This window comes from Acinetobacter sp. YH12138, assembly GCF_015218525.1.
GTDB lineage: Bacteria > Pseudomonadota > Gammaproteobacteria > Pseudomonadales > Moraxellaceae > Acinetobacter > Acinetobacter amyesii.
In genome coordinates this window covers 179,821-200,672 of sequence record NZ_CP048671.1, presented here as the reverse complement: position 1 = coordinate 200,672, position 20,852 = coordinate 179,821, and the positions used below count along the sequence as shown (strand labels likewise).

19 protein-coding genes and 4 pseudogenes are annotated in these 20,852 nt (G+C 39.7%); 11 read left to right on the top strand and 12 right to left on the bottom strand.

Going from position 1 to position 20,852, the window contains the following annotated elements:
* Positions 1 to 16 precede the first annotated feature (16 nt).
* From G0029_RS17155 to G0029_RS17135, 5 genes are all read right to left on the bottom strand, one after another.
* Complete coding sequence (locus G0029_RS17155; RefSeq protein WP_180109973.1) at positions 17 to 508, bottom strand: nuclear transport factor 2 family protein; 492 nt, start codon at positions 506 to 508, stop codon at positions 17 to 19.
* A gap of 11 nt (positions 509 to 519) precedes the next feature.
* Positions 520 to 873, bottom strand: coding sequence for a hypothetical protein (locus G0029_RS17150; protein WP_180095328.1), 354 nt, complete (start codon positions 871 to 873; stop codon positions 520 to 522).
* Positions 874 to 884: 11 nt separating this feature from the next.
* Positions 885 to 2,087, bottom strand: a complete 1,203-nt coding sequence (locus G0029_RS17145) for an aromatic ring-hydroxylating oxygenase subunit alpha (RefSeq protein ID WP_180095325.1) — start codon at positions 2,085 to 2,087, stop codon at positions 885 to 887.
* Between the two features lie 109 nt (positions 2,088 to 2,196).
* On the bottom strand, positions 2,197 to 3,531 hold the full coding sequence (locus G0029_RS17140; RefSeq protein WP_180109972.1) for an acetamidase/formamidase family protein: 1,335 nt from the start codon (positions 3,529 to 3,531) through the stop codon (positions 2,197 to 2,199).
* A 45-nt stretch (positions 3,532 to 3,576) separates the two neighbouring features.
* Entirely contained in the window at positions 3,577 to 4,461 is an 885-nt protein-coding gene (locus tag G0029_RS17135; RefSeq protein ID WP_180109971.1) for a transporter, read from the bottom strand.
* Between the two features lie 468 nt (positions 4,462 to 4,929).
* Between G0029_RS17135 and G0029_RS17130 the strand changes: the two are divergent.
* Positions 4,930 to 5,861, top strand: a pseudogene (locus G0029_RS17130) (IS5 family transposase).
* Between the two features lie 77 nt (positions 5,862 to 5,938).
* Here the strand turns inward: G0029_RS17130 and G0029_RS17125 are convergent.
* Both G0029_RS17125 and G0029_RS17120 read right to left on the bottom strand, forming a co-directional pair.
* Positions 5,939 to 6,244: a hypothetical protein gene (locus tag G0029_RS17125; RefSeq protein WP_218948106.1), complete on the bottom strand. Its 306-nt coding sequence runs from the start codon at positions 6,242 to 6,244 to the stop codon at positions 5,939 to 5,941.
* The gene (locus G0029_RS17120) at positions 6,241 to 6,405 is read right to left on the bottom strand and encodes a hypothetical protein (RefSeq protein WP_180109970.1); all 165 of its coding nucleotides are present in this window, start codon (positions 6,403 to 6,405) and stop codon (positions 6,241 to 6,243) included. The genes G0029_RS17125 and G0029_RS17120 overlap by 4 nt, the downstream gene beginning before the upstream one ends.
* 41 nt (positions 6,406 to 6,446) lie before the next feature.
* Here G0029_RS17120 and G0029_RS17115 point away from each other — a divergent pair.
* The 8 genes and pseudogenes from G0029_RS17115 to G0029_RS17070 form a co-directional block, all read left to right on the top strand.
* Positions 6,447 to 6,542, top strand: a pseudogene (locus G0029_RS17115) (IS5/IS1182 family transposase); the annotation flags it as partial.
* A 260-nt stretch (positions 6,543 to 6,802) separates the two neighbouring features.
* Positions 6,803 to 7,912 carry a muconate/chloromuconate family cycloisomerase gene (locus G0029_RS17110; protein ID WP_180037009.1) on the top strand — a complete coding sequence of 370 codons (1,110 nt, stop codon included), beginning with the start codon at positions 6,803 to 6,805 and terminating at the stop codon, positions 7,910 to 7,912.
* A 30-nt stretch (positions 7,913 to 7,942) separates the two neighbouring features.
* A complete protein-coding gene (catC, locus tag G0029_RS17105) occupies positions 7,943 to 8,233 on the top strand; it encodes a muconolactone Delta-isomerase (RefSeq protein ID WP_180079175.1) in 291 nt (96 codons plus the stop codon).
* A 125-nt stretch (positions 8,234 to 8,358) separates the two neighbouring features.
* Positions 8,359 to 9,279, top strand: coding sequence for a catechol 1,2-dioxygenase (gene catA, locus G0029_RS17100; RefSeq protein ID WP_180109969.1), 921 nt, complete (start codon positions 8,359 to 8,361; stop codon positions 9,277 to 9,279).
* 139 nt (positions 9,280 to 9,418) lie between these two features.
* Positions 9,419 to 10,087 (top strand): 3-oxoacid CoA-transferase subunit A, encoded by a 669-nt coding sequence (locus tag G0029_RS17095; protein ID WP_180102730.1) that lies wholly within the window; start codon positions 9,419 to 9,421, stop codon positions 10,085 to 10,087.
* 21 nt (positions 10,088 to 10,108) lie between these two features.
* Positions 10,109 to 10,762: a 3-oxoacid CoA-transferase subunit B gene (locus tag G0029_RS17090; RefSeq protein WP_180037005.1), complete on the top strand. Its 654-nt coding sequence runs from the start codon at positions 10,109 to 10,111 to the stop codon at positions 10,760 to 10,762.
* Between the two features lie 15 nt (positions 10,763 to 10,777).
* Positions 10,778 to 11,998, top strand: a pseudogene (locus G0029_RS18380) (IS3 family transposase); the annotation flags it as partial.
* 49 nt (positions 11,999 to 12,047) lie between these two features.
* Positions 12,048 to 12,979: pseudogene (locus G0029_RS17070) on the top strand (IS5 family transposase).
* A 330-nt stretch (positions 12,980 to 13,309) separates the two neighbouring features.
* Here the strand turns inward: G0029_RS17070 and G0029_RS17065 are convergent.
* From G0029_RS17065 to G0029_RS17050, 4 genes are all read right to left on the bottom strand, one after another.
* A complete protein-coding gene (locus G0029_RS17065; RefSeq protein ID WP_180109966.1) occupies positions 13,310 to 14,323 on the bottom strand; it encodes a competence protein CoiA family protein in 1,014 nt (337 codons plus the stop codon).
* A 17-nt stretch (positions 14,324 to 14,340) separates the two neighbouring features.
* Positions 14,341 to 15,348, bottom strand: a complete 1,008-nt coding sequence (locus G0029_RS17060) for an HNH endonuclease domain-containing protein (RefSeq protein WP_180109965.1) — start codon at positions 15,346 to 15,348, stop codon at positions 14,341 to 14,343.
* Entirely contained in the window at positions 15,341 to 15,925 is a 585-nt protein-coding gene (locus G0029_RS17055; protein WP_180109964.1) for a class I SAM-dependent DNA methyltransferase, read from the bottom strand. The genes G0029_RS17060 and G0029_RS17055 overlap by 8 nt, the downstream gene beginning before the upstream one ends.
* 79 nt (positions 15,926 to 16,004) lie before the next feature.
* Positions 16,005 to 17,639 carry an HNH endonuclease gene (locus G0029_RS17050; protein ID WP_180109963.1) on the bottom strand — a complete coding sequence of 545 codons (1,635 nt, stop codon included), beginning with the start codon at positions 17,637 to 17,639 and terminating at the stop codon, positions 16,005 to 16,007.
* Between the two features lie 581 nt (positions 17,640 to 18,220).
* Between G0029_RS17050 and G0029_RS17045 the strand changes: the two genes are divergently transcribed.
* On the top strand, positions 18,221 to 18,970 hold the full coding sequence (locus G0029_RS17045) for a metallophosphoesterase family protein (RefSeq protein WP_019383650.1): 750 nt from the start codon (positions 18,221 to 18,223) through the stop codon (positions 18,968 to 18,970).
* 115 nt (positions 18,971 to 19,085) lie between these two features.
* Here the strand turns inward: G0029_RS17045 and tnpA are convergent, their stop codons facing one another.
* Positions 19,086 to 19,484, bottom strand: coding sequence for an IS200/IS605 family transposase (gene tnpA / locus G0029_RS17040; protein WP_152873595.1), 399 nt, complete (start codon positions 19,482 to 19,484; stop codon positions 19,086 to 19,088).
* A gap of 39 nt (positions 19,485 to 19,523) precedes the next feature.
* Between tnpA and G0029_RS17035 the strand changes: the two genes are divergently transcribed.
* The gene (locus tag G0029_RS17035; RefSeq protein ID WP_180109962.1) at positions 19,524 to 20,741 is read left to right on the top strand and encodes an RNA-guided endonuclease TnpB family protein; all 1,218 of its coding nucleotides are present in this window, start codon (positions 19,524 to 19,526) and stop codon (positions 20,739 to 20,741) included.
* Positions 20,742 to 20,852 lie beyond the last annotated feature (111 nt).

The window sequence follows — 20,852 nt, the reverse complement described above, 5'->3', positions numbered from 1 at the left end:
CGTACTGATACAGTGCCTATATTGCTGTGTTCGGATAAGGTTGATTGAAGGTCAGATTCAGTTCGACACGATCAAATTTCCATTCACCCCATTGATTCCGACGTACTTCCGTTTTATAAAATCCACCTAAGCAACAGGTCGTTGCAGATTTAACTTGATCTGTTGCTGCTTTTGTTGATTCCTCGGCTAAATTACAGACTTCCCAAAGCATCCATGACGCGTTTGCATGATTTTGATCAATGACTTCAATATCTGGCATCGCCATGATATGTAAGCTCCAAAGCACTTGTGCTTCTGCAATCTCTGACAATGCATTCAAGATATTTTGGCGTCCTTGATATTCTCCAAAACCATTTGCACACCATATGGCATCCTCATGAAATACATGCTGTAAAATGGCTGAATTGTTGCGCTGATCAGCCGCTGTTGCATAGCGACCGATCAGGCCACGAATCGCCTCGCAGGCCTCCAGATAATGCAAACGCTGTTCTAGATTGTGCTGGCTCATCAGACATTCCTTTAAACGTTAACTACGTTGCCTGTTTCATAAATGAAACGGTTTTCTTCAAATGCATACGGCACACCCACTGAACCTTTATAAAGCTCAATATGTGGAGCAACTTCAGCGAAACTCAGGCTTAACCAATACAATTTATGGAGATCTTCAGGCAATGTGCCTAAAGCGTATTGGTCAAGTGCTGCAAGGAGCTTGCGCATTTCAGGCAAAATAGCATCGTAAAAAGCTTGCAGTTCGGCTGTAGTCGAATTTAAGCGTGCTGCATGACGTTGTTTCGATGTCCCTAGAGCCCATTTCGCGACAAAAGGTTCTAAGCTTGCAAAGTCAGCAGGCAATTGTGAAATGATGTTTGACATGTGCATTCTCCTTATGCGCGATTTAAATATTGTTCAAGAACGTGGTAACCGTGACGAATCAAGATTTCTTCATCTTGGAGATGCATCACTTTTTTCGCTTTAGATTCAAGAGCTGCTTGAGTATCTTCCATTGTTGCAGTGTCTTCTAACCAAGCGTTACGTTGTAAGATTTGTGCAAATTCTTGTGCCCAACGCTCCGAATAAGTTTTCGCTTTAGGAATGTAATAACGACCTTCCCAACGTGTTTGGTTATGACCGACCGGCCAGAACTGATGGGTGAACCATACACCTTCAGTCACATGCACCAAGATATTCGGGAAAATGACAGATAATTCAAACGAGAAGTCATCACGATCATTTGGATTGACTGTTTTTGGTAACTGAACACGTTCATAGTGATTGACTAAAGAGGCACCTGTAATCTCGCCCGACAATGCTGCAGCAGGTTTTGGATTGGCATTCTTGGTCAGACACACTGCACAGGTACGGTGATCACCAAACAACTGTACTTCCTGTAGGCCTGAAGCAAAGACATTCGGGAAAGAGCCAGCATGAATGGTTGTAACGTGATAGGCTTCAGCAAATGCGTCATGAGCGACTTTCCAGTTACAATTTAATAAGGTGTTATAGGCAAAGCATTCTTCCATTTCATGGAATGGATAACCGCCTAAATGCTGTCCCATACCACCTAAGAATTCTTCTACCGATTGAGTGCCATCATTATCCAAATTGACGAAAATAAAACCTTCCCACACTTCGGTGCGTACTGGTGCTAAACCGTTATGACCTTTGTCAAAGCAAGATGTGAATTTTTCTTCTTCCGGCACGCTGACCAAATCCCCTTTAGCATCGTAAACCCAGCCATGGAAACGGCAAGTCACGACTGCAGCTTTATTTGAACCAAAGGTTTCATTGCCAGTCTCCACCACAACTTTATTGCCACGGTGTGAACAAATGTTATGAAATCCACGGATTTCACCATCTTTGCCATGCATTAAAATGACTGAGGTTTTAGCAAAATCTAAGCGTTTAACTTTGTAGTCACCTTTATTTGGTATTTCTTCTACACGCCCCACTTTCAACCAGACTTTTGAGAAAACCTTTTCAATTTCCTCTTGATAGATCTCTGGTGAAATACATGGTTCGGTTGGAATCGGCTCAATACCAAGTTCTGGATATAAATCGCCCCAACGAAGTTTTGCATTACTGTTCATAGGACACTCCTGTTCAAGTTCTCTTTCTAAGTTTTAAGTTCAGTAAATTTCATGCTTATTTGTGAACAGCGTTTGAAACACGCTAATCAACCACCATTCACGTGATGAATTAAAGTTGGTAATGTTCGCGAACTAAGTTTGCGATCCCCAGTTTTTCTAAAATTGGCATTGGGCATAAGAAGGTTGCACGTACCATTCCTGGTAAACGGCTGATTTCGATAGAGCCTGTAATGGTGCAACGGTTCATGACCTCATCCACACTTAAACCTGTGACTTTTGCCGCTCGATTTAAAGCATTGTCCGTTGCATCATTGAGGTTCTTACCTGTTCCCATAAATGTGATTGGAGCACTTTCCTCAATCTCAGTTTGTCCCCAACGCGCACCTAAAGCTTTCACTTTTTCACGCTCTTCCTTGGTAAATGGACGTGCCATTGGTGGTAAGTCATCTGGTGCTTGAAGTAAAATTGGGCCGTCAATTGTTAAGCCTTTAATCACTTCTACTTGTAATTCTGTTTCGCCTGAAACGTCCGTGGCATGTCCTGCAATTTCACCATTGCCTTGTTGCGCATGCATATCCCCCATGTAGACACCTGCACCTGGTACTTTCACAGGACAAATCAAAATACAGCCTGGACGAATCGAATTGGTATCCATGTGACCGTCTGTTTTGGCTGCGATAAGTTCTTCTTCAGTCATTCCGAATTTATGCGGTGCATCAATCAAATACTGACCAAAGTCATGGCAGTTGTGAGAGTCTGGTAAGTCACGTGAAGGTGTCGTACCAATATTGCCGAGGAATGGACGCATATGCGCAGCAACCCCTGGCATGTCAGCACGTGCAAGCGACAAGATTGAATGTTGCGCTGCATGTTCAGGTAATGCAGAAAGCTCATTGGCATTACCAGCTAACTTGTTGGCAATCTCTTGGTTGACCGTCAAGCTCACTTTGTTTTCTTCATCCAACACAATCACATAACCATGTGAAAAGCGAAAAGCACTGACTTCTGCCCCACAGTTTTTACAGTGAATCGCATCGTCGCCAATCCCATCTACATAACTTGCAGGCTGTTCAGTACCACATGCCTCACAATATTTCGCGACAAATGGATCTCCTTTATAACGCCCTTCAACAAATTGCATCACACCCGATGAGGTTGCTGTAGAAGTGACATGCATATCCTTAATCTTTAAAGCAACAGCATCACCTACCTCTGCACCTTCAATAAAGACAGGGAGTGTCACTTCATGACCACCTTGGAATGCAGGTGTAATCATTGGACCCCAACAGCCAGGCGGTGTGCCTGTTTTTAACGTTCCACCATTTTTTAAAGGTCCCAGCATACGTTGGCTTGGTCCCACAATACCGCCTGAAAACTCATTCACCACTAAATAATCGACAGCTCCAGCACTGCCTGCTGCATATTCTTGATTCTTAATTTTCATGGCCTTACCTCTATATGCTTGCTCTAATGTTTAGGTAACAATGTTTTAAAATGGGATGGTGATATCAATTGCGAACTTCTGACCTTCTGGTCGGTTTTCAACATCAAATTCTTTTTGATATTTCGCTGCGATTGCATACCCTTTAGGGAATTGATAGCGAACTTGCGGACCTATGCTGGCTGCTTTAGCTTTAAAGTCACCTAAAACAGCACCTTCACCTGAGTCACCTTCAATCTGACGGTGGATATAACCACCAACACCAACCGCCAAAGGTCCCATGTGTTTAGCGACTAAGTAATCGACATGCAAAGCGTTGCCCGATTCATAGTTGGTATCCTTATTCTCGAAATTGATGTCGTACATCCACTTTGTACTGACTTCGATACCTTGTTTATTTAAGTATGTGGTTGAGATAATTGGTTGAATGGTGTAATAGTTACGTCCAATATTCGCGAGTCTATTTTTGTTGTAAGAGCCAACTGGAATATAAAAGTCGATACCTGTCGCTACATGCCAATCTCCTTTATGCCAACCCAATAAGAATGGATCGATAATGAGATCACCCATTGCCATGTGATCATCTTGACGACCACCTAATGTAAGATCTGCATGGGCATATACAAGGAATGCATGCATGCCCCATGTCGCGCCTAAAAATGTTTTGTCACTGACATAGACACCACGAGCAACTGTGGCAAAAGTATCAATTTTAAAATCATCAAATACTGGATGATCATTTTTAAATTTATCTGCGTTGTAGTATTGGTTATAACTGACGAGATACATCCCAGGTGGTGGCATTGCTCCACCAAAAAAACTCTCTGTTCCATCAGGATAAGCACTTCCGCCATTTTCAGCGGCAAGCGCTAAACTTGCACTACTGAAAAGACATGTGGTCAATGCCACTGTTTTCAGATATTTTCTTACCATTTACAGCATTCCCCTAATTTCTAAAGTCTTTGTTTATCGGACTTTAAGCTCATGACTTAATCTAGACCTGAAACATGGCAGGGAAATATAAGGATGAATCTGTGCTTTTATCAGGCAAAAGCTAAGGAGTAATAGTCAAAATCGTGTAATGTGATAAGAAAAAAACTGACAGAATCTATAAGAATACTTATTTGTATAGGTAGATATACCTATGATCAGCAATGACTAACTGAACCACACCTGATTTTTTGGAAATTATTTCTCCCAATAAAATGTCCTGATATAACAAAAAAACTCCTATAAAGTTTTTAATAGACATCTTGCATAAATCAAAAACAACCAACTCGGTGATTATATTTCGTACCGATCTATAAGCTGTATTCGGTTATCCTTGTTGCATGAACTACTCAAAAGGGCTTTGTTGCACAAACCTATCTGTAAAGGCTTTTTCAGCGATATAATTTTCAAATGAAGAAACCTACACACAAAATCTACCGCACAACCAATTGGCCCGCATATAACCGAGCACTCATGAGTCGCGGAAATATTGCCATTTGGTTTGATCCTGCTACGCAATGGTATGCTCCATCAAAAGGCAAACAAGGGCGAAATCAAACCTACTCCGACGCAGCCATCCAATGCTGCTTAATAATTAAATCCTTATTTCGTCTGTCTTTACGTATGGTTACTGGCTTTGTCCAAAGTCTGATTAAGCTTTGTGGATTAGATTGGATAGCGCCAGATTACTCCACACTGTGCAGAAGACAAAAACATATTGATATTTAAATTAGCTATCAAAAAAGTAATGATAGGCTCCATCTACTTCTCGATTCCACGGGATTAAAGTTTTTAGGTGAAGGTGAATGGAAACGTAAAAAGCATCAGCCCGAATATCGTCGCCAATGGCGTAAATTACATATTGGTATAGATGCTAAAACCCTACAAATACGAGCTGTTCAGCTTACAACCAATAACGTGAGTGATTCGCAAGTACTTGGTGATTTACTGGATCAAATCTCGGTGGAAGAGCAGATTGATTCAGCCTATACAGACGGAGCTTATGACACCAAGCAATGTCGACAGGTCATTGCAGATCGGCAAGCACATGCAGTGATACCACCAAGAAAAAATGCCAAGCCTTGGAAAGATAAAAAAGTTCATTCGCTAGAGCGAAATGAAGTACTTCGCACTGTTAAACGTTTAGGCAGGACACTATGAAAAAATGGTCGGGCTACCATCAGCGAAGTCTGGTTGAAACCAAGATGCACTGCATCAAATTATTAAGCGATAAACTCAGTGCTCGAAATTTTGACAGCCAAGTCAACGAGATTCATGCACGTGTGGCCATCTTAAATAAGTTTGCGGAGCTCGGCCGGCCTCATACCCAAGTTGTCACTTAAATTTGAACAACTTATGAAAGCTCTATCTTTAAAATCTTTATGCAACAAAGCCGATGATTAATACAATTATTCTTTATTCATCTTAGCTTTCTAATTTTTTTTCTTAAAATTTTGTATACATACTCTACTCTCTCTTTTAATTCATTTTCATCTCGAATATATTGATTGTTTATTCGTTGCAGACTATATAGATACTCTCTTAAACCTATAATAGAATCAGATAATATAGGTAGTCTTGTCCTATCTATGTAATCACTTTGAATCCAATCTTTTTTTTCTAATGATGAATCAAAGCTTAATGCAAGTTTAACAAAGCTATCCCAATGATAGGAATCTGGGATATCCTCTAGACTAAGATCTTTAGTCTTTATCACCTTAATCATACTTTTTTCTTTCCTACTATTTCACTTGGTCGAATGTAACCTGGAATTAACCATTCATCTTCTGCAACCCATTTACCATCGATTAATAAATTTTTTTTATTATATTTGTTCTGCTTAGCACGCCCACATTCGACTTTTAACTCATATAGGCTTTGTTGCACAAACCTATCGTTAAGGGCTTATTCCACAATATAATTTCCAAATGAACAAGCCTGCGCCTAAAATTTATCGTACCACCAATTGGTCTTCTTATAATCGAGCATTAATAAATCGAGGAAATATTTCAATTTGGTTTGACACGGCTTTGTTGCACAAAGATTTCATAACTATATGATTTTAAAGGTTTTGATTATTTTTTGATCCAAAATTAAATTTATTTAAATCAGATGCTTACATATTTATGCAACAAAGCCGCTACAAAATATTTTAAAGTTTTCAGTTCCATTGAACCGCCCCATTAAATACTTTTTAAGTATATTAAAATACTATTTATAGCCTATTTTCGCAAAATAAATTCAAATATGGTATGTGATATCGAATAATGGATTATATAGCGATATGTTCAGATCAATAGAAACGTTGCTTATCGATATCCCAACCATACGCCCTCACAAAATGGCAGTAGCCACAATGCAGACCCAAACATTGGTGCTGATCAAAATTGAAACTCAGGACGGGTTGATTGGCTGGGGGGAAGCAACCACAATCGGTGGCTTAGGCTATGGTGAAGAAAGCCCAGAAAGTATCAAAACCAATATTGATACATATTTTAGCCCACTACTGAAGTCGCTGAATAAACAGAATATTGCACAAACCATGCAAGTTCTAAAAAAGAACATCAATGGCAACCGTTTTGCAAAATGTGCTATTCAGACAGCCCTGCTAGATATTCAGGCACAGCGTCTAGGTTTGTCTTTATCTGAACTACTCGGTGGCCGTTTACGTGATAGCGTTCCAGTGCTTTGGGTACTGGCCTCTGGGGATACAGAAAAAGATATCGCAGAAGCACAGAAAATGCTGGCAGCGAAACGCCATAACTTCTTCAAGCTAAAAATTGGTTCTCGTGCGGTTGAAGCCGATGTTGAACATGTACTAGCGATCAAAAAAGCTCTCGGCGATGAAGTCTCTATTCGTGTTGATGTGAACCGTGCCTGGTCAGAACTGGATGCTATTAAAGGCATTACCCTGCTGCAAGACGGTGGTGTCGATCTGATCGAACAGCCATGTGCTATTGACAATATTGATGCCATGGAACGTCTGACTCGTCGCTTTGATATTGCCATCATGGCCGATGAATCACTGATGGGGCCAAGTAGTGCTTATAAACTGGCACGTACCAATGCAGCATCGGTATTTGCAGTCAAAGTGGCGCAATCGGGTGGTTTGCTTGAAGGCCGTGATGTAGCCACTGTGGCTAACCTTGCAGGGATCGACCTGTATGGCGGCACCATGCTAGAAGGTTCTGTAGGAACGATTGCTTCTGCTCACCTGTTCTCGACCTTTGAAAATCTGGCATTTGGTACCGAACTGTTTGGCCCATTACTGCTCACTGAAGAAATTCTGAAAACACCATTGCAATACCATGACTTTGCATTACACCTGCCTCAAGGCACAGGACTCGGCATTGAAATGGATGAAGACAAAATCGATAACCTTCGCCGCAAATAAGCGACACTGTAACGGATTAAGGAGTGAAATATGCTGTTTCATGTACGAATGGATGTAAATATTCCTCGTGACTTGCCTGAAGCACAAGTCAACGAAATTAAAGCTAATGAAAAAGTATACTCACAAGAGCTGCAACGCCAAGGCAAATGGCGTCATATTTGGCGAGTTACAGGTCAGTACTCGAATATCAGTATTTTTGATGTCGAAACTAATGAAGAGCTACATAACCTTTTACAAGGTTTGCCACTTTATCCGTTTATGAAGATTGAAGTCATGGCATTAAATCGTCATCCATCTTCAATTCGAGATGATGATACTTAATTTATTTCAAAATTTTGAGATCAATTTATAAACACGAAAAACAGTTAGCAAGAAGGACTAGGACAAGATTTTTTCAAAAGTAAGAATTGTCCTAATTAACAAAAAATACTTAAGGAGTAAGTAGCATGAACCATCAAGAAATCGATGCTTTAGTTAAAAAAATGAACGTAGACACTGCAACTGGATCTGTAGATGCACGTGTACAGCAAGTTGTTGTTCGTTTGGTTTCAGATCTATTTAAAGCAATTGAAGATCTAGACTTATCTCAATCAGAAGTTTGGAAAGGTCTTGAATATTTTACAGATGCTGGCCAAGCCAATGAACTTGGACTTCTTGCTGCAGGTCTAGGCTTAGAACATTTCTTAGACCTTCGTGCGGATGAAGCTGATGCAAAAGCCGGTATTACTGGGGGTACACCACGTACAATTGAAGGTCCTCTATACGTTGCTGGGGCACCTGAATCTGTAGGCTTCGCACGTATGGACGATGGATCAGAACTAGATACAGTCGACACCTTATTTATTGAAGGTACCGTAACGGATGCTGAGGGAAATATTATTGAAGGTGCCAAAGTTGAAGTATGGCATGCCAACAGCTTAGGGAATTATTCCTTCTTTGATAAGTCTCAATCAGAGTTTAATCTCCGTCGTACAATTTTTACTGATCAAGATGGTAAATATGTCGCTCAAACGACTATGCCAGTCGGTTATGGTTGCCCTCCAGAAGGGACCACCCAATTTGTGTTGAATAAACTAGGTCGACACGGTAATCGCCCTTCTCATGTTCATTATTTCGTATCTGCACCTGGATATCGAAAATTAACAACTCAATTTAATATTGAAGGTGATGAATATCTTTGGGACGACTTTGCATTCGCTACACGTGATGGCTTAGTTGCTACTGCTGTTGATGTTACTGATGAAGCAGAAATCGCACGTCGTGGTGTTGATAAACCGTTTAAGTTTATCCAATTCAACGTTGAACTTGTGAAAGAAACTGAATCAGCACCGACTACAGAAATCGAGCGTCGCCGCGTAAGCGCTTAATCATTCTCCAAGAATGGGTAGTCTCCACTATCCATTCTTCCCCCTACTCTAATTCAATTAAATCATTACTAATCACTATTAATAAGATAATGATTAATAGTGATTTAAATATACAGTTATATTTGTTTGAGTAATTTTTATGATTGATAAATCAGCATCATTACGAGCAGCTCTTTCCCAAATTAAAGATGGTTCAACCATCATGATTGGGGGTTTCGGTACAGCAGGTCAACCAGCTGAACTCATCGACGGCTTAATTGAGCTGGGCATTAAAGATCTCGTCATTGTCAATAATAACGCCGGTAACGGGGACTATGGTCTTGCAAAGCTTCTTAAAGCTGAAGCAGTACGCAAAATTATCTGTTCTTTCCCTCGTCAGTCAGACTCCTGGGTCTTTGACGAGTTATACCGTGCCGGCAAGATCGAACTGGAACTAGTACCACAAGGTAACCTGGCCTGTCGTATCCAGGCTGCTGGCATGGGCCTAGGTCCAATCTACACACCAACCGGTTTTGGTACTTTGCTGGCTGAAGGTAAACCGACCATAAACTATGAAGGTAAGGACTATGTGCTGGAAAATCCAATCAAGGCAGACTTTGCACTGATCAAGGCTTCTAAAGGCGACCGTTGGGGCAATCTTGTTTATCGAAAATCTGCCCGTAACTTCGGCCCAATCATGGCGATGGCGGCAGATGTGACCATTGCTCAAGTATCTGAAGTGGTTGAACTCGGTACACTCGATCCTGAACACATCATTACCCCGGGTATTTTTGTTCAACACGTTGTACAAGTACAGCCTGCACAATAATCACGGATTAGGAGATAAAAGATGAGCTATACCAAACTAACCCGTGACCAGATCGCTGAACGTGTTGCCCAGGACATTCCAGATGGGGCTTATGTCAATTTAGGCATTGGCTTACCAACCAAAATTTCAAGTTATCTGCCTTCAGACAAAGATGTCTTCCTGCATTCTGAAAATGGCTTACTCGCTTTCGGTCCACCCCCTGCTCAAGAAGACCGTGATCCTGAACTGATCAATGCTGGTAAAGAATTCGTCACCATGCTTGAAGGCGGTGCTTTTTTCCATCACGGGGATTCTTTTGCGATGATGCGTGGTGGTCACTTAGATATCGCAGTCTTGGGGGCTTTCCAGGTCGCTGCAAATGGTGACCTGGCCAACTGGCATACCGGTGCACCGGATGCAATTCCTGCTGTTGGTGGGGCCATGGACTTAGCTGTAGGTGCTAAAAAAGTATTCATTACAACAGACCATGTGACCAAAAAAGGTGAACCCAAGATTGTGGCTGAGCTTTCATATCCTGCAACTGGTTTGAAATGTGTCGATCGGATCTATACCGACCTATGTGTGATTGATGTCACTGCTGATGGCATGAAAGTCATTGAAAAAGTCGAGGGCCTCTCATTTGAAGAATTACAGTCTATGACAGGTGCGAAGCTGATTGATGCGACACAAAGTTAAGGGAAGAAAGATCATATGAAAAACGCATATATCATCGATGCTATCCGCACCCCTTTTGGCCGTTATGCGGGTGGACTGGCGCCTGTTCGTACTGATGATCTTGGCGCGATCCCGATTAAAGCCTTAATGGAACGCAACCCAAGTATCAACTGGAAAAAAGTAGATGACGTCATCTATGGCTGTGCCAACCAGGCCGGTGAAGATAACCGCAACGTGGGTCGTATGTCAGCCCTGCTGGCAGGTGTGCCTTATCAGGTACCGGCAACTACGATTAACCGTCTATGCGGTTCATCACTCGATGCGGTAGCCATTGCTACACGTTTAGGAACCACTCACCCATAGTCTGTATGCCTGAATTAAACGTTATGATCCACAGCAGCCCAAGATAATAGAATCTAATGATCCAAGCGCAGAATTAGCAAAGTTAAAAAAAGAACTACAACGGGTTACTGAAGAAAGGGGCATATTAAAAAAGGCCACGGTGTACTTCGCAAGCCAATCCAAATGAGGTACACCTTTATTCAGGACAATCAGCACATATGGCCTGTTCGTCGTTTATGTTCAACGTTAAATGTTCATCACAGTGGTTATTACGCATGGTTAAAGCAACCCACCAGTAAAACTGCCAAGAAACGGCAACAGCTTTCAGGATTGATTAAACAATTCTGGCTGGAATCTGGTGGAGTTTACGGCTATCGCAAGATTCACTGTGATTTGAAAGATGTTGGCGAAAGTTGTGGGATTAATCGAGTACATCGGCTGATGAAAGCAGATGGTCTTAAATCACAGCGTGGTTATCGTAAGCCTAGAGCTTACGCTGGTACTCCGGCTGTCATTGCCGCAAACAGCTTAAATCGACAGTTTAATCCAACTGAGCCGAACCAATTATGGGTGACGGACATGAGAAGTACTGCTTCGCAAGATATCCGTACTCATGAAGGATGGTTATATCTGGCAGTTGTGATTGACTTGTTTTCACGTATTGTTGTTGGCTGGTCAATGAAATCTAGAATCACAACAGATCTAGTTTTAGATGCACTACTGATGGCTTTGTGGCGAAGGAATCCAAAGAACAAAGTCCTAATCCATTCTCTTGCGAAGCAATGCTTCTAAGGTAGCCAATATACCAGCCATGAATGGCAGACATTTCTCAGGCATCATAATCTTGAAAGTAGTATGAGTCGTAGAGGCAATTGCCATGACAATGCTGTTGCAGAAAGCTTCTTTCAGCGGCTTTGTTGCACAAAGCTGTTCTTGAGGGCTTCTTCAGCAATATAATTTTCAAATGAAGAAACCTACACACAAAATCTACCGCACAACCAATTGGCCCGCATATAACCGAGCACTCATGAGTCGCGGAAATATTGCCATTTGGTTTGATCCTGCTACGCAATGGTATGCTCCATCAAAAGGCAAACAAGGGCGAAATCAAACCTACTCCGACGCAGCCATCCAATGCTGCTTAATGATTAAATCCTTATTTCGTCTGTCTTTACGTATGGTTACTGGCTTTGTGCAAAGTCTGATTAAACTTTGCGGATTAAATTGGATAGCTCCAGATTACACCACGCTTTGTAGAAGACAAAAGCATATTGATATTGTAATCAGCTACCAAAAAAGTAGCGATGGGCTGCATCTACTCATAGACTCTACAGGCATGAAGTTTCTAGGTGAGGGCGAATGGAAACGCAAGAAACATGGACCTGAATATCGTCGCCAATGGCGTAAACTTCATATTGGTATAGATGCTAAAACCCTACAAATACGAGCAGTTCAGCTTACAACCAATAATGTCAGTGATTCACAGGTGCTTGGTGATTTACTTAATCAGATTCCACAAGATGAGCGGATTGACTCTGTTTATACTGATGGCGCTTATGACACCAAGCAATGCCGCCAGGTCATTGCAGATCGGCAAGGGCATGCGGTGATTCCACCTAGAAAAAAGCGAAACCATGGAAAGATACAAAGAGTAGCTCCCTTGAGCGAAATGAATTACTTCTAACAATTAAACGTTTAGGCAGGACACTATGGAAAAAATGGTCAGGCTATCATCGGCGAAGTTTGGTTGAAACTAAGATGCATTGCATCAAATTATTAGGAGATAAACTCAGTGCAAGGAGTTTTGATAGCCAAGTTAATGAGATCCATGCACGTGTAGCAGTCCTTAACAGATTTACGGAATTAGGTCGACCACTTACCCAAGTTACGCCTTAAATTTGGCTCAAAATTAGGGGGCGCTTTGCATTTCAAATCTTTGTGCAACAAAGCCGTTTCAGGAGAAAAAAGACTGACGCCTTTTGGCCCTGAAACCTGTAATCTTAAGTGCATCTGTTTTACTCCTTACTTACGTGGTGGATTGTTATCGCGACCACCGCCAGAAGGATTCCCTGTTGTACTTGGCCAGCCTGCTTTACTCATTATGTTCTCCTTAGTTCATGTAGATTCAGCTTCATATCGAGCTGATCGAGGCATTATGGAAGAAGTATTTTTTTAATTTTGCCGTAAACGATTCAAATCAGTATAAAAAGTAATCAAGAAAATATTTTATGCTAATCGGTACCAATCACATTCCGCAGCCTGATTTGAATTACACGCTTTCTTTTTGGCTTTACAATAAATAGGTAACCCTTCTGTATAGTTGTAATTATCACCACTGTATTTACACAGAAAACAACTCTTCACAGGTATTTTCTTTTCAACTACAAGTTTTAACTGCGAGATAAACATATCTCCATGTGCATAGCCCATGAGTACATTTGAGTTTTCAAATTCCAAATCAGTTTCAATAATATTGCTATATTCAATTTTATCTTGATACTTCGATAATTTAGCTTTTATATCTGCTAAATATTCCAAACCCAGCCAAGCCTTACCTGAATCCCAAACTAGAAATAAGAAATACCGCTTATGCATACACTTGCAATCAGCATCTACAATTGGAGCACTTTCCTGATTGAACCCAATAAAAAGAGCATCACTTTGCTTTAAGTCTGCCTGATAAATTTTTTCGACATTCTCTTCACAGTCCAATGGTATTTCAATAATTCGCTTGCCTGAGTTTTCCTTTTTTTCACTCAAAAAATGCGTCACAGCAATTTCAATATAAATACAATCTTCGACATTATTCTGACGAGTTAACAATAGATCGGGAATAAAATGATCGTGCCTTTTTTCAACTTGTATTTTTGAAAAGTAACTTGTGAGATCAAAACGTTTCACCACATATCCAAGATCACAATGTTTTCGGATGGATCTTTTAAATTTATGACATTTCTTGGGCACGTTGAACGTAATATAAAATGGTTCGTTTTCAGTTAAACATCTTTGATAAGTATCAAAAAAAGCACGCTTTCCCAAACGGTGTAAATACGTTTCACCATTACAGTCGAGTACCGTCTTATGGGCAAAATGCGGTTTCTTGATTTTTCCATTTACCTTTGCAATTAAAGGATTGTCACAGCCAAGGCAAATGTATTCAGATTTTTCTTCTTGTCCGACTAAATCAACTGCTTTGACAATTTCACCATGTTCATTTTTTGCATATTGATACCGTGCCATTTCACTTCCTTATAAATTTAACCCGTCCACATCAAATAATTATTTTCTTTTCCTTGTGCATAAGCCCACTCAGCCACCTTATGCGACCGCTCTTTATCCGTCAAAAAACCGAGCACTGATATCCGATCCACAATAATCAAATCCTGTTCTTCATTACGCTCTAGCCACTTATGCAAAAACTCATCTGATGCCAGTAAATTACTTTTCTTAGAATTACAACTTGAATCAGCAAGTACAAAGTTGTGCCCTGTATCTGATGGATACATAGACCATGGAATGAAATGATCAACGGCGTAATTGCCATTGCGCATCGTTTTATTGCAGTAGAAGCATTTACAGTTCTGTAGCTCGACCAACACATTAGCCACAGCATTTAATTGGTTCCGACTCGGCTCAAACATGAATTGTTCAAGATTCGGCAACTGATTCAAAATAGGTGCATTGCTGCTGTTCTTACGGATATAGTCAATCCAACGTTTCTGGCAAAGCTCTTCGATGATTTCACTGAACTGTCGTAAGCAAAACATGACTTGAGGCAAAAGGATGAGCTGCTTTCCACACCGATCAAGCTGATATAAAAACTCAAAATTTTGACCATTGATGTTTTGCAAGTAGCGGACTGGCATGTCTTTTACAGTGCGAGCGACATCTTTAACTAGCTTCAACCACACCAATGAATCTCGTCTTAATAACCCCAGAGAAGAGTAGCTTTGCCGAAGCTGTATAATGCGATTCACAATGGCAGCTTGTTTACCATTATTTTGATTTAAGATGAGTTGCCCTTCATCATTAAAGGTATATGGCACAGCCTGCTTCCAATACAACTCAATAAATTTTTCAGCAATATCGGTATATTCAAGAGCTAAGCTCTCGCCTAAGTCTTCACCTTTTTCAATTGCCAATCGGCTTAGGCTAATTAGCAATGCAAATTTATAAGTGCTACTAAAACTACCTGACTGTAAAATCAGCTGAATATTTTTAAGGAACTTAAGCTGTTCCAGCGCAGTAGGAATAAAGTCAGGCATGTTTTTTCCAAAGAAGATTAAGCCATTTTTCTTGTCGATCAGGTCGCTGATCTACCGTGATCCATTGCTGTATCTGTTGAACATTATCAAACTGCTCAAGTAAATCATTTGCTTGAGCCTCATCTAAATCCGTAAATTGACGCCCCTCTTTTTCTCGATCACTATTGCCATACTTAAATGACATATACAGCACACCGCCTGGCTTTAAAACAGAGATTAATTTTCCAATAACCTCAACTAATCGACTGCGCTCACAATGCAACAAAGATGCACATGCCCAAATTCCATCATAGATAGCAACCCCACTTAAATCATAGAAGCTTTGGAGTTTCACTTTAACACCCGACAGTATCGTTGCCTTTTTGACCAGCTCTTCTGAATAGTCAATCGCTTCTACCTGATAGCCTTTATTTTTAAAAGCCAAAGTGTCACGCCCTGAGCCACAGCCTAAATCCAGGATGCGTGCTGAATCTGGTAACTCAGCTAAAAATGGTTGGTATAGGCTTTCCATATCCACATACAACGTGGCTTGTAAAAATTGATCTGCGTATTGGTTGTAATAGTCTATTGTTTTCATATTGGTTGCTTAGGCTAAACACTGACCCCCAGTCTACTAAAAAACAAAAAAATAAGGGAGCATTTGCTCCCTTATCTTTTTAGTCAAATAAATCTGCTCTTACTTCTTCCAAAGCACGATCTGACTTAAAGCGATTACATATCGGGTGAATAATTGCTCCATTTTCTAAAACACCGTAACCACCTTCTGCTTTCGATTCTCGATGATCTACTTCAGTTGACTCAAGGTATAAAGCGCTATCACATACTTCGCAATAGCTCCATATTTTCCTTTCCTCACGTTGATAAAGATTTCTTTTGGTCGCGAGTGAAAAATTTAGAGGTTTTTTCTTCTTTGTTAGTCTTACTGATTTCACAAAGCTCACAACATCATCCACAATGCTCTCATCATAATCACCACCAAAACGGTCAAGGTAAAAATCATTAAAATTAATATAATCAAATGATTGACTCATCGAAAGAATGACCGTGTTCAAACAAACTTCATCTTCAAAATCTAAATTCATATTGAGTCCAATACAGATAAAGGCTTGATACACGTTCTTCAATCGCTCATGTGATCTGATCCCGCTACCAAACTTACCTACAGTTTCTTTGATCGCCACAGGAATTTTTTCAATTAAACTTTCAACACCACGGCGTGCTCGAGTAAATCCAATAAAATCTATCTTTTTATTCTGTATTTCAAAACAGTCTTTTTCAATTTCACAGACGATAGAGAACCAGGCCAAAAAGGATGTCACTTGAAAACGATTATCTTTATAAAAATATAGTTTTGGGTGTAGACCCAAACTTGGAATCCGAATACTAATTGGTGGTGTAGCGATACGACACAGCACAACTCTAAGTTTTAGCATTAAATTTTCTACACGCTGACCTTGGTCTATACTCACAGTATTCTGACAAGTATCACCAAACATGATATTCAGGAGTTCATTGACCAAGCCGATTTTTTTACCGTGTGTTAAATCTGGCTCTAAAAGTATTATCTTAAAAAGATGATCATGAATTTGCTCACCCAAAGTAATCACTTCATTTATCCGCTCGTAATTCAGTTCAGCCAAGTTGGATTTATTATCGTTTATATAACAACACGCATAAATCACATAAAAAGCATCACTTCCCCTATTTTGTAAATGAGATTCTTCATCTGGATCTAATCGTTTCGTATCCGAATTGATTGAACAAAAGGCTTTTCGAGCTTCCTCAGGTGTCCCAATGACTTTAATAAAATTAATTTTGGTTGATTTTAATTTTTGCTGATACTCAGAATCGCTACATAACTCTTGAAAATCAGCTAATCCACCTAATCGATTACGAATCTGACGAATATCTCGTTTTTGTGGTGCCGTGAATTTTGGGGCTCCTGCTACTTGCTCATCAATAAAGTATCTTTTGATCCAAGCATAAATGATTGAAATCCTGTGCCCACCATCGATAATATAAATATTGCCAGTGGCATCTTTCCAATAGCGAACGCATAAATTGACATTACGATCATTCAAACATTTTAGAATAAACTTCTGAATTTCAGCAGGGCTCCAACACTCTGTGGAGCGTTGATTGTCTGCCTTATATAGTTTTTCTAGAATCTCATGGTTGGCGAAGTCATAAAGTGATATTTCAAAATTATTGTGCAGATTTGAGTGTGACATTTCGTCAAGCAGCATCATTTTTCTTTGAATAATATTGGTTAAAAGCTTAGTACGAGCCATTTTATTTTCTCTAGGCAATACTTCTCTAGATCTCGTGAGATTACGAAATTAGAAGTAATTAAAATTAAAATCAGTGATAAATGAATTAAAAACTCATTAACTCAGAAGTATCTTTTTGCTAGAGAAAAAACAGATAGAAATAATATAAAGACGCATTTTAAACCTCGTTGATAGATTGTCGTTTGCCAATATCCTTTCCACGAGATGGAGGCAAACCAAATAGGGTGTGGAAATACCGCTCAACGAAACGGCCAGTCAAAGACTGCCCTACCTGGCTTACCATAAAAGCGCCATGTAGACACAAAAGAGCCACTAAAAGCGACTCTTTAGTTCGTTGAGTAACAGGTTTCCACGCCTGGTCACAGATTTTGCTGTAACATCTTTATCTTATGTGCATAAATTCAATTGGTCAAATTTTATGATCAATATTTAATCAATTGATTCAAAAATAATTACCTATATTTTTAGAGGCTTAAGAATACAGATAAGTATCTTATAATTTCTACTATATTTAGTTGCTGTAAACTGATCGCAATGAAACTCTATATATTTAAGCAGCGTGATTTAATAAAGGAAGTAGATTGAAACTGCAAATTTTATCTGATACTCACAATTCTAAATATTCAATATCAGAGCAAGCTGATGTCATTATTCACGCTGGCGATTTTTCTAATCGCTTAAGTGGTACAATTGAGTTTGCCGAAAAATGTAAATCTCTGAATAAAAAATTTATCTTTGTTTTAGGTAATCATGATTACTACAGCTCTAACTATAGTTCAGTCGTGAATTTCTTGAAAGAAAACTACCCAAAAAATGCACTAGTTGATGACAACCATATCAAAATTCAAGATAAAATATTTGTAGGTGGCACGCTGTTTACGAACTTTCGCTCCAATTCACCACTTACATCTCCTGAGGTACTTTTACAGTCCCAAAAAGATGCTGAACAATCGATTTATGATTTTGATCAAATCATGATTAGCAATGAAAATAGACCTATAACCGCCGATGACTACATAAAACTATTTAAAAAATATCATCAAAATATTTTGCAGTTTAGAGGGCAAGATCATGTGATTGTTATTACGCATTTTCCACCTCATTTAGCTTGTCTTGATCCATATTGGGGTACGCATCCTGTTGCATCAGCCCTCAATCCCTATTTTATTAATGACCTAGATGTAAAAGGCTTTAAGTTATGGATTGCAGGACATACGCATACATCAGTGGATACTGTAGTCGATGGATGTAGATTAGTGATCAATCCTTTGGGTTATCCACCAGAGCAAGGTAAAAATGGGTTTAGAGAAAATTTGATCATCGAAGTTTAAATAGATATATTTTTCTGAAACTTTTTTAAAGCGTCAGATAACTCGATTTTAACTAAATGTGCGGAATTCTCCATCTATAATCTGTGATTTAGATGGAGATGGATAGCACGCCTTTTCAGTCGGGTCTCTCTTGGTTTTGGATGTATTCTCGAATTACATCAATTGTCGCTCCACCTGTTGTAAGTAGACAGTATGCCCTCGTCCAAAGCACAGGTTTCCAATAATAAGGTTTTAGTTCTTCACCGAACTCCTTGCGTATCAGTCTGCTTGATACAGTTTTTAGATTATTGATGAATTTACTTGGCATGATGTTCGGGTGCATATCTAACAATAAGTGAATATGATCAGCTTCACCATTGAACTCAATCAAGTCAATCTCCCAATCAGCACAGTTCTTTTTTACAATTTCTTCAAGCCGATTGATCATCTCATTTGAAAGGCATTTCTTGCGATATTTTGTTACCAACACTAAATGATATGTAAGTTTATAAACACAGTGATAATGTGACTTCATTACATTTACACTAAGCAATTAATTTGCTAAATTATAACCATGAAACAACCTTTTTTGAAAGCGTATAAATATCGCATCTATCCTACTTCTGAGCAGAAAGTGCAATTTGAAAAGCACTTCGGATGCACTCGCTTTATTTTCAATTGGGCTTTAGCACTTCAAACTAAAGCTCATTCTGAAACTCAAAAATTATTATCAAAAAAGGATATTCAAGACCAATTAGTTGCCATGAAAAAACAACCTGAATTCGAATGGTTGAACGAGGTGAATAGTCAATCACTTCTTAGTGGGTTACTTCACCTACACACTGCTTACAACAACTTTTTTCAGCGATTAAAGAAAGGCAAGGTTGAATTCAGAAAGATCAAAGGATATAAACCAAATCCTGATGAAAAACGCCCATTAAGTCATCTTGTCGGCTACCCACGGCTCAAATCCAAGAAAATACCGCAACGGTCTTATCAATGCCCTCAGCACGCAACAGTGAGCTTTGAGAACGGATTACTTCATCTACCTAAAATTAAAGGGATAAAAACTGTATTTAGTCGGGTATTTAATGGGAAAATCAAAACTGTCACCATTAGCAAAACAGCGACAGGTAAGTATTATGCTTCGATTTTGGTCGAGTCAGAGTTAGAACTTGTTGCATCAACAACAATTCAAGCTGATCAAACCATCGGAATTGATATGGGTTTGAATCACATGCTCATTCAATCCGATGGTAATAAGGTTGAAAATCCAAAATACTTGCGACAGGCTCAAAACCGACTATCCATACAGCAGAAGATATTTGCTCGAAAGAAGAAAGAATCAAAGAATTATCAACGTCAAAAATTAAGTGTTGCATTCATCCATGAAAAAGTGCGCCTGCAACGCTTAGACCTACATCACAAACTCACGCATTACTTGATCTGTGAAAACCAAGCGACCACGTATGCTGTAGAAGATTTAGGGATAAAAAATATGGTAAGAAATCGAAAACTAGCCAAGTCCATTTCGGATGTGGCTTGGGGTCAATTTCTTACGATATTGCAATACAAGGCAAAATGGTTCGGTAAGAATGTGCTACAAATTGGAAGATTCGTTCCAAGTTCTAAAGCATGTTCATGTTGTGGTTATACTATGACAAAATTGCCACTAAGCATAAGAGAATGGCAATGTCCTGACTGTGAAACAGTGCATGATCGTGATTTGAATGCAAGCTTGAATATACGCAATTTCGCTTTAGCTGATGCACTAGGACATAGTGCTGTATAAAGAGTTCCTGTACCGCCATACTGTCAGCGCAGTGCGGTATCGAAAGGTGCAATCTCTAAGATTGCATGGGTCGCAAAGATTCCCCCACCATAGCTCTTAGCTTGGTGGTGG

What these genes read in the sequence shown, in the direction of transcription:
- G0029_RS17155 (WP_180109973.1), bottom strand. Translation starts at nt 508, where the DNA reads ATGAGCCAGCACAATCTAGAACAGCGTTTGCATTATCTGGAGGCCTGC.
- G0029_RS17150 (WP_180095328.1), bottom strand. Translation starts at nt 873, where the DNA reads ATGTCAAACATCATTTCACAATTGCCTGCTGACTTTGCAAGCTTAGAA.
- G0029_RS17145 (WP_180095325.1), bottom strand. Translation starts at nt 2,087, where the DNA reads ATGAACAGTAATGCAAAACTTCGTTGGGGCGATTTATATCCAGAACTT.
- G0029_RS17140 (WP_180109972.1), bottom strand. Translation starts at nt 3,531, where the DNA reads ATGAAAATTAAGAATCAAGAATATGCAGCAGGCAGTGCTGGAGCTGTC.
- G0029_RS17135 (WP_180109971.1), bottom strand. Translation starts at nt 4,461, where the DNA reads ATGGTAAGAAAATATCTGAAAACAGTGGCATTGACCACATGTCTTTTC.
- G0029_RS17125 (WP_218948106.1), bottom strand. Translation starts at nt 6,244, where the DNA reads ATGATTAAGGTGATAAAGACTAAAGATCTTAGTCTAGAGGATATCCCA.
- G0029_RS17110 (WP_180037009.1), top strand. Translation starts at nt 6,803, where the DNA reads ATGTTCAGATCAATAGAAACGTTGCTTATCGATATCCCAACCATACGC.
- catC (WP_180079175.1), top strand. Translation starts at nt 7,943, where the DNA reads ATGCTGTTTCATGTACGAATGGATGTAAATATTCCTCGTGACTTGCCT.
- catA (WP_180109969.1), top strand. Translation starts at nt 8,359, where the DNA reads ATGAACCATCAAGAAATCGATGCTTTAGTTAAAAAAATGAACGTAGAC.
- G0029_RS17095 (WP_180102730.1), top strand. Translation starts at nt 9,419, where the DNA reads ATGATTGATAAATCAGCATCATTACGAGCAGCTCTTTCCCAAATTAAA.
- G0029_RS17090 (WP_180037005.1), top strand. Translation starts at nt 10,109, where the DNA reads ATGAGCTATACCAAACTAACCCGTGACCAGATCGCTGAACGTGTTGCC.
- G0029_RS17065 (WP_180109966.1), bottom strand. Translation starts at nt 14,323, where the DNA reads ATGGCACGGTATCAATATGCAAAAAATGAACATGGTGAAATTGTCAAA.
- G0029_RS17060 (WP_180109965.1), bottom strand. Translation starts at nt 15,348, where the DNA reads ATGCCTGACTTTATTCCTACTGCGCTGGAACAGCTTAAGTTCCTTAAA.
- G0029_RS17055 (WP_180109964.1), bottom strand. Translation starts at nt 15,925, where the DNA reads ATGAAAACAATAGACTATTACAACCAATACGCAGATCAATTTTTACAA.
- G0029_RS17050 (WP_180109963.1), bottom strand. Translation starts at nt 17,639, where the DNA reads ATGGCTCGTACTAAGCTTTTAACCAATATTATTCAAAGAAAAATGATG.
- tnpA (WP_152873595.1), bottom strand. Translation starts at nt 19,484, where the DNA reads ATGAAGTCACATTATCACTGTGTTTATAAACTTACATATCATTTAGTG.
- G0029_RS17035 (WP_180109962.1), top strand. Translation starts at nt 19,524, where the DNA reads ATGAAACAACCTTTTTTGAAAGCGTATAAATATCGCATCTATCCTACT.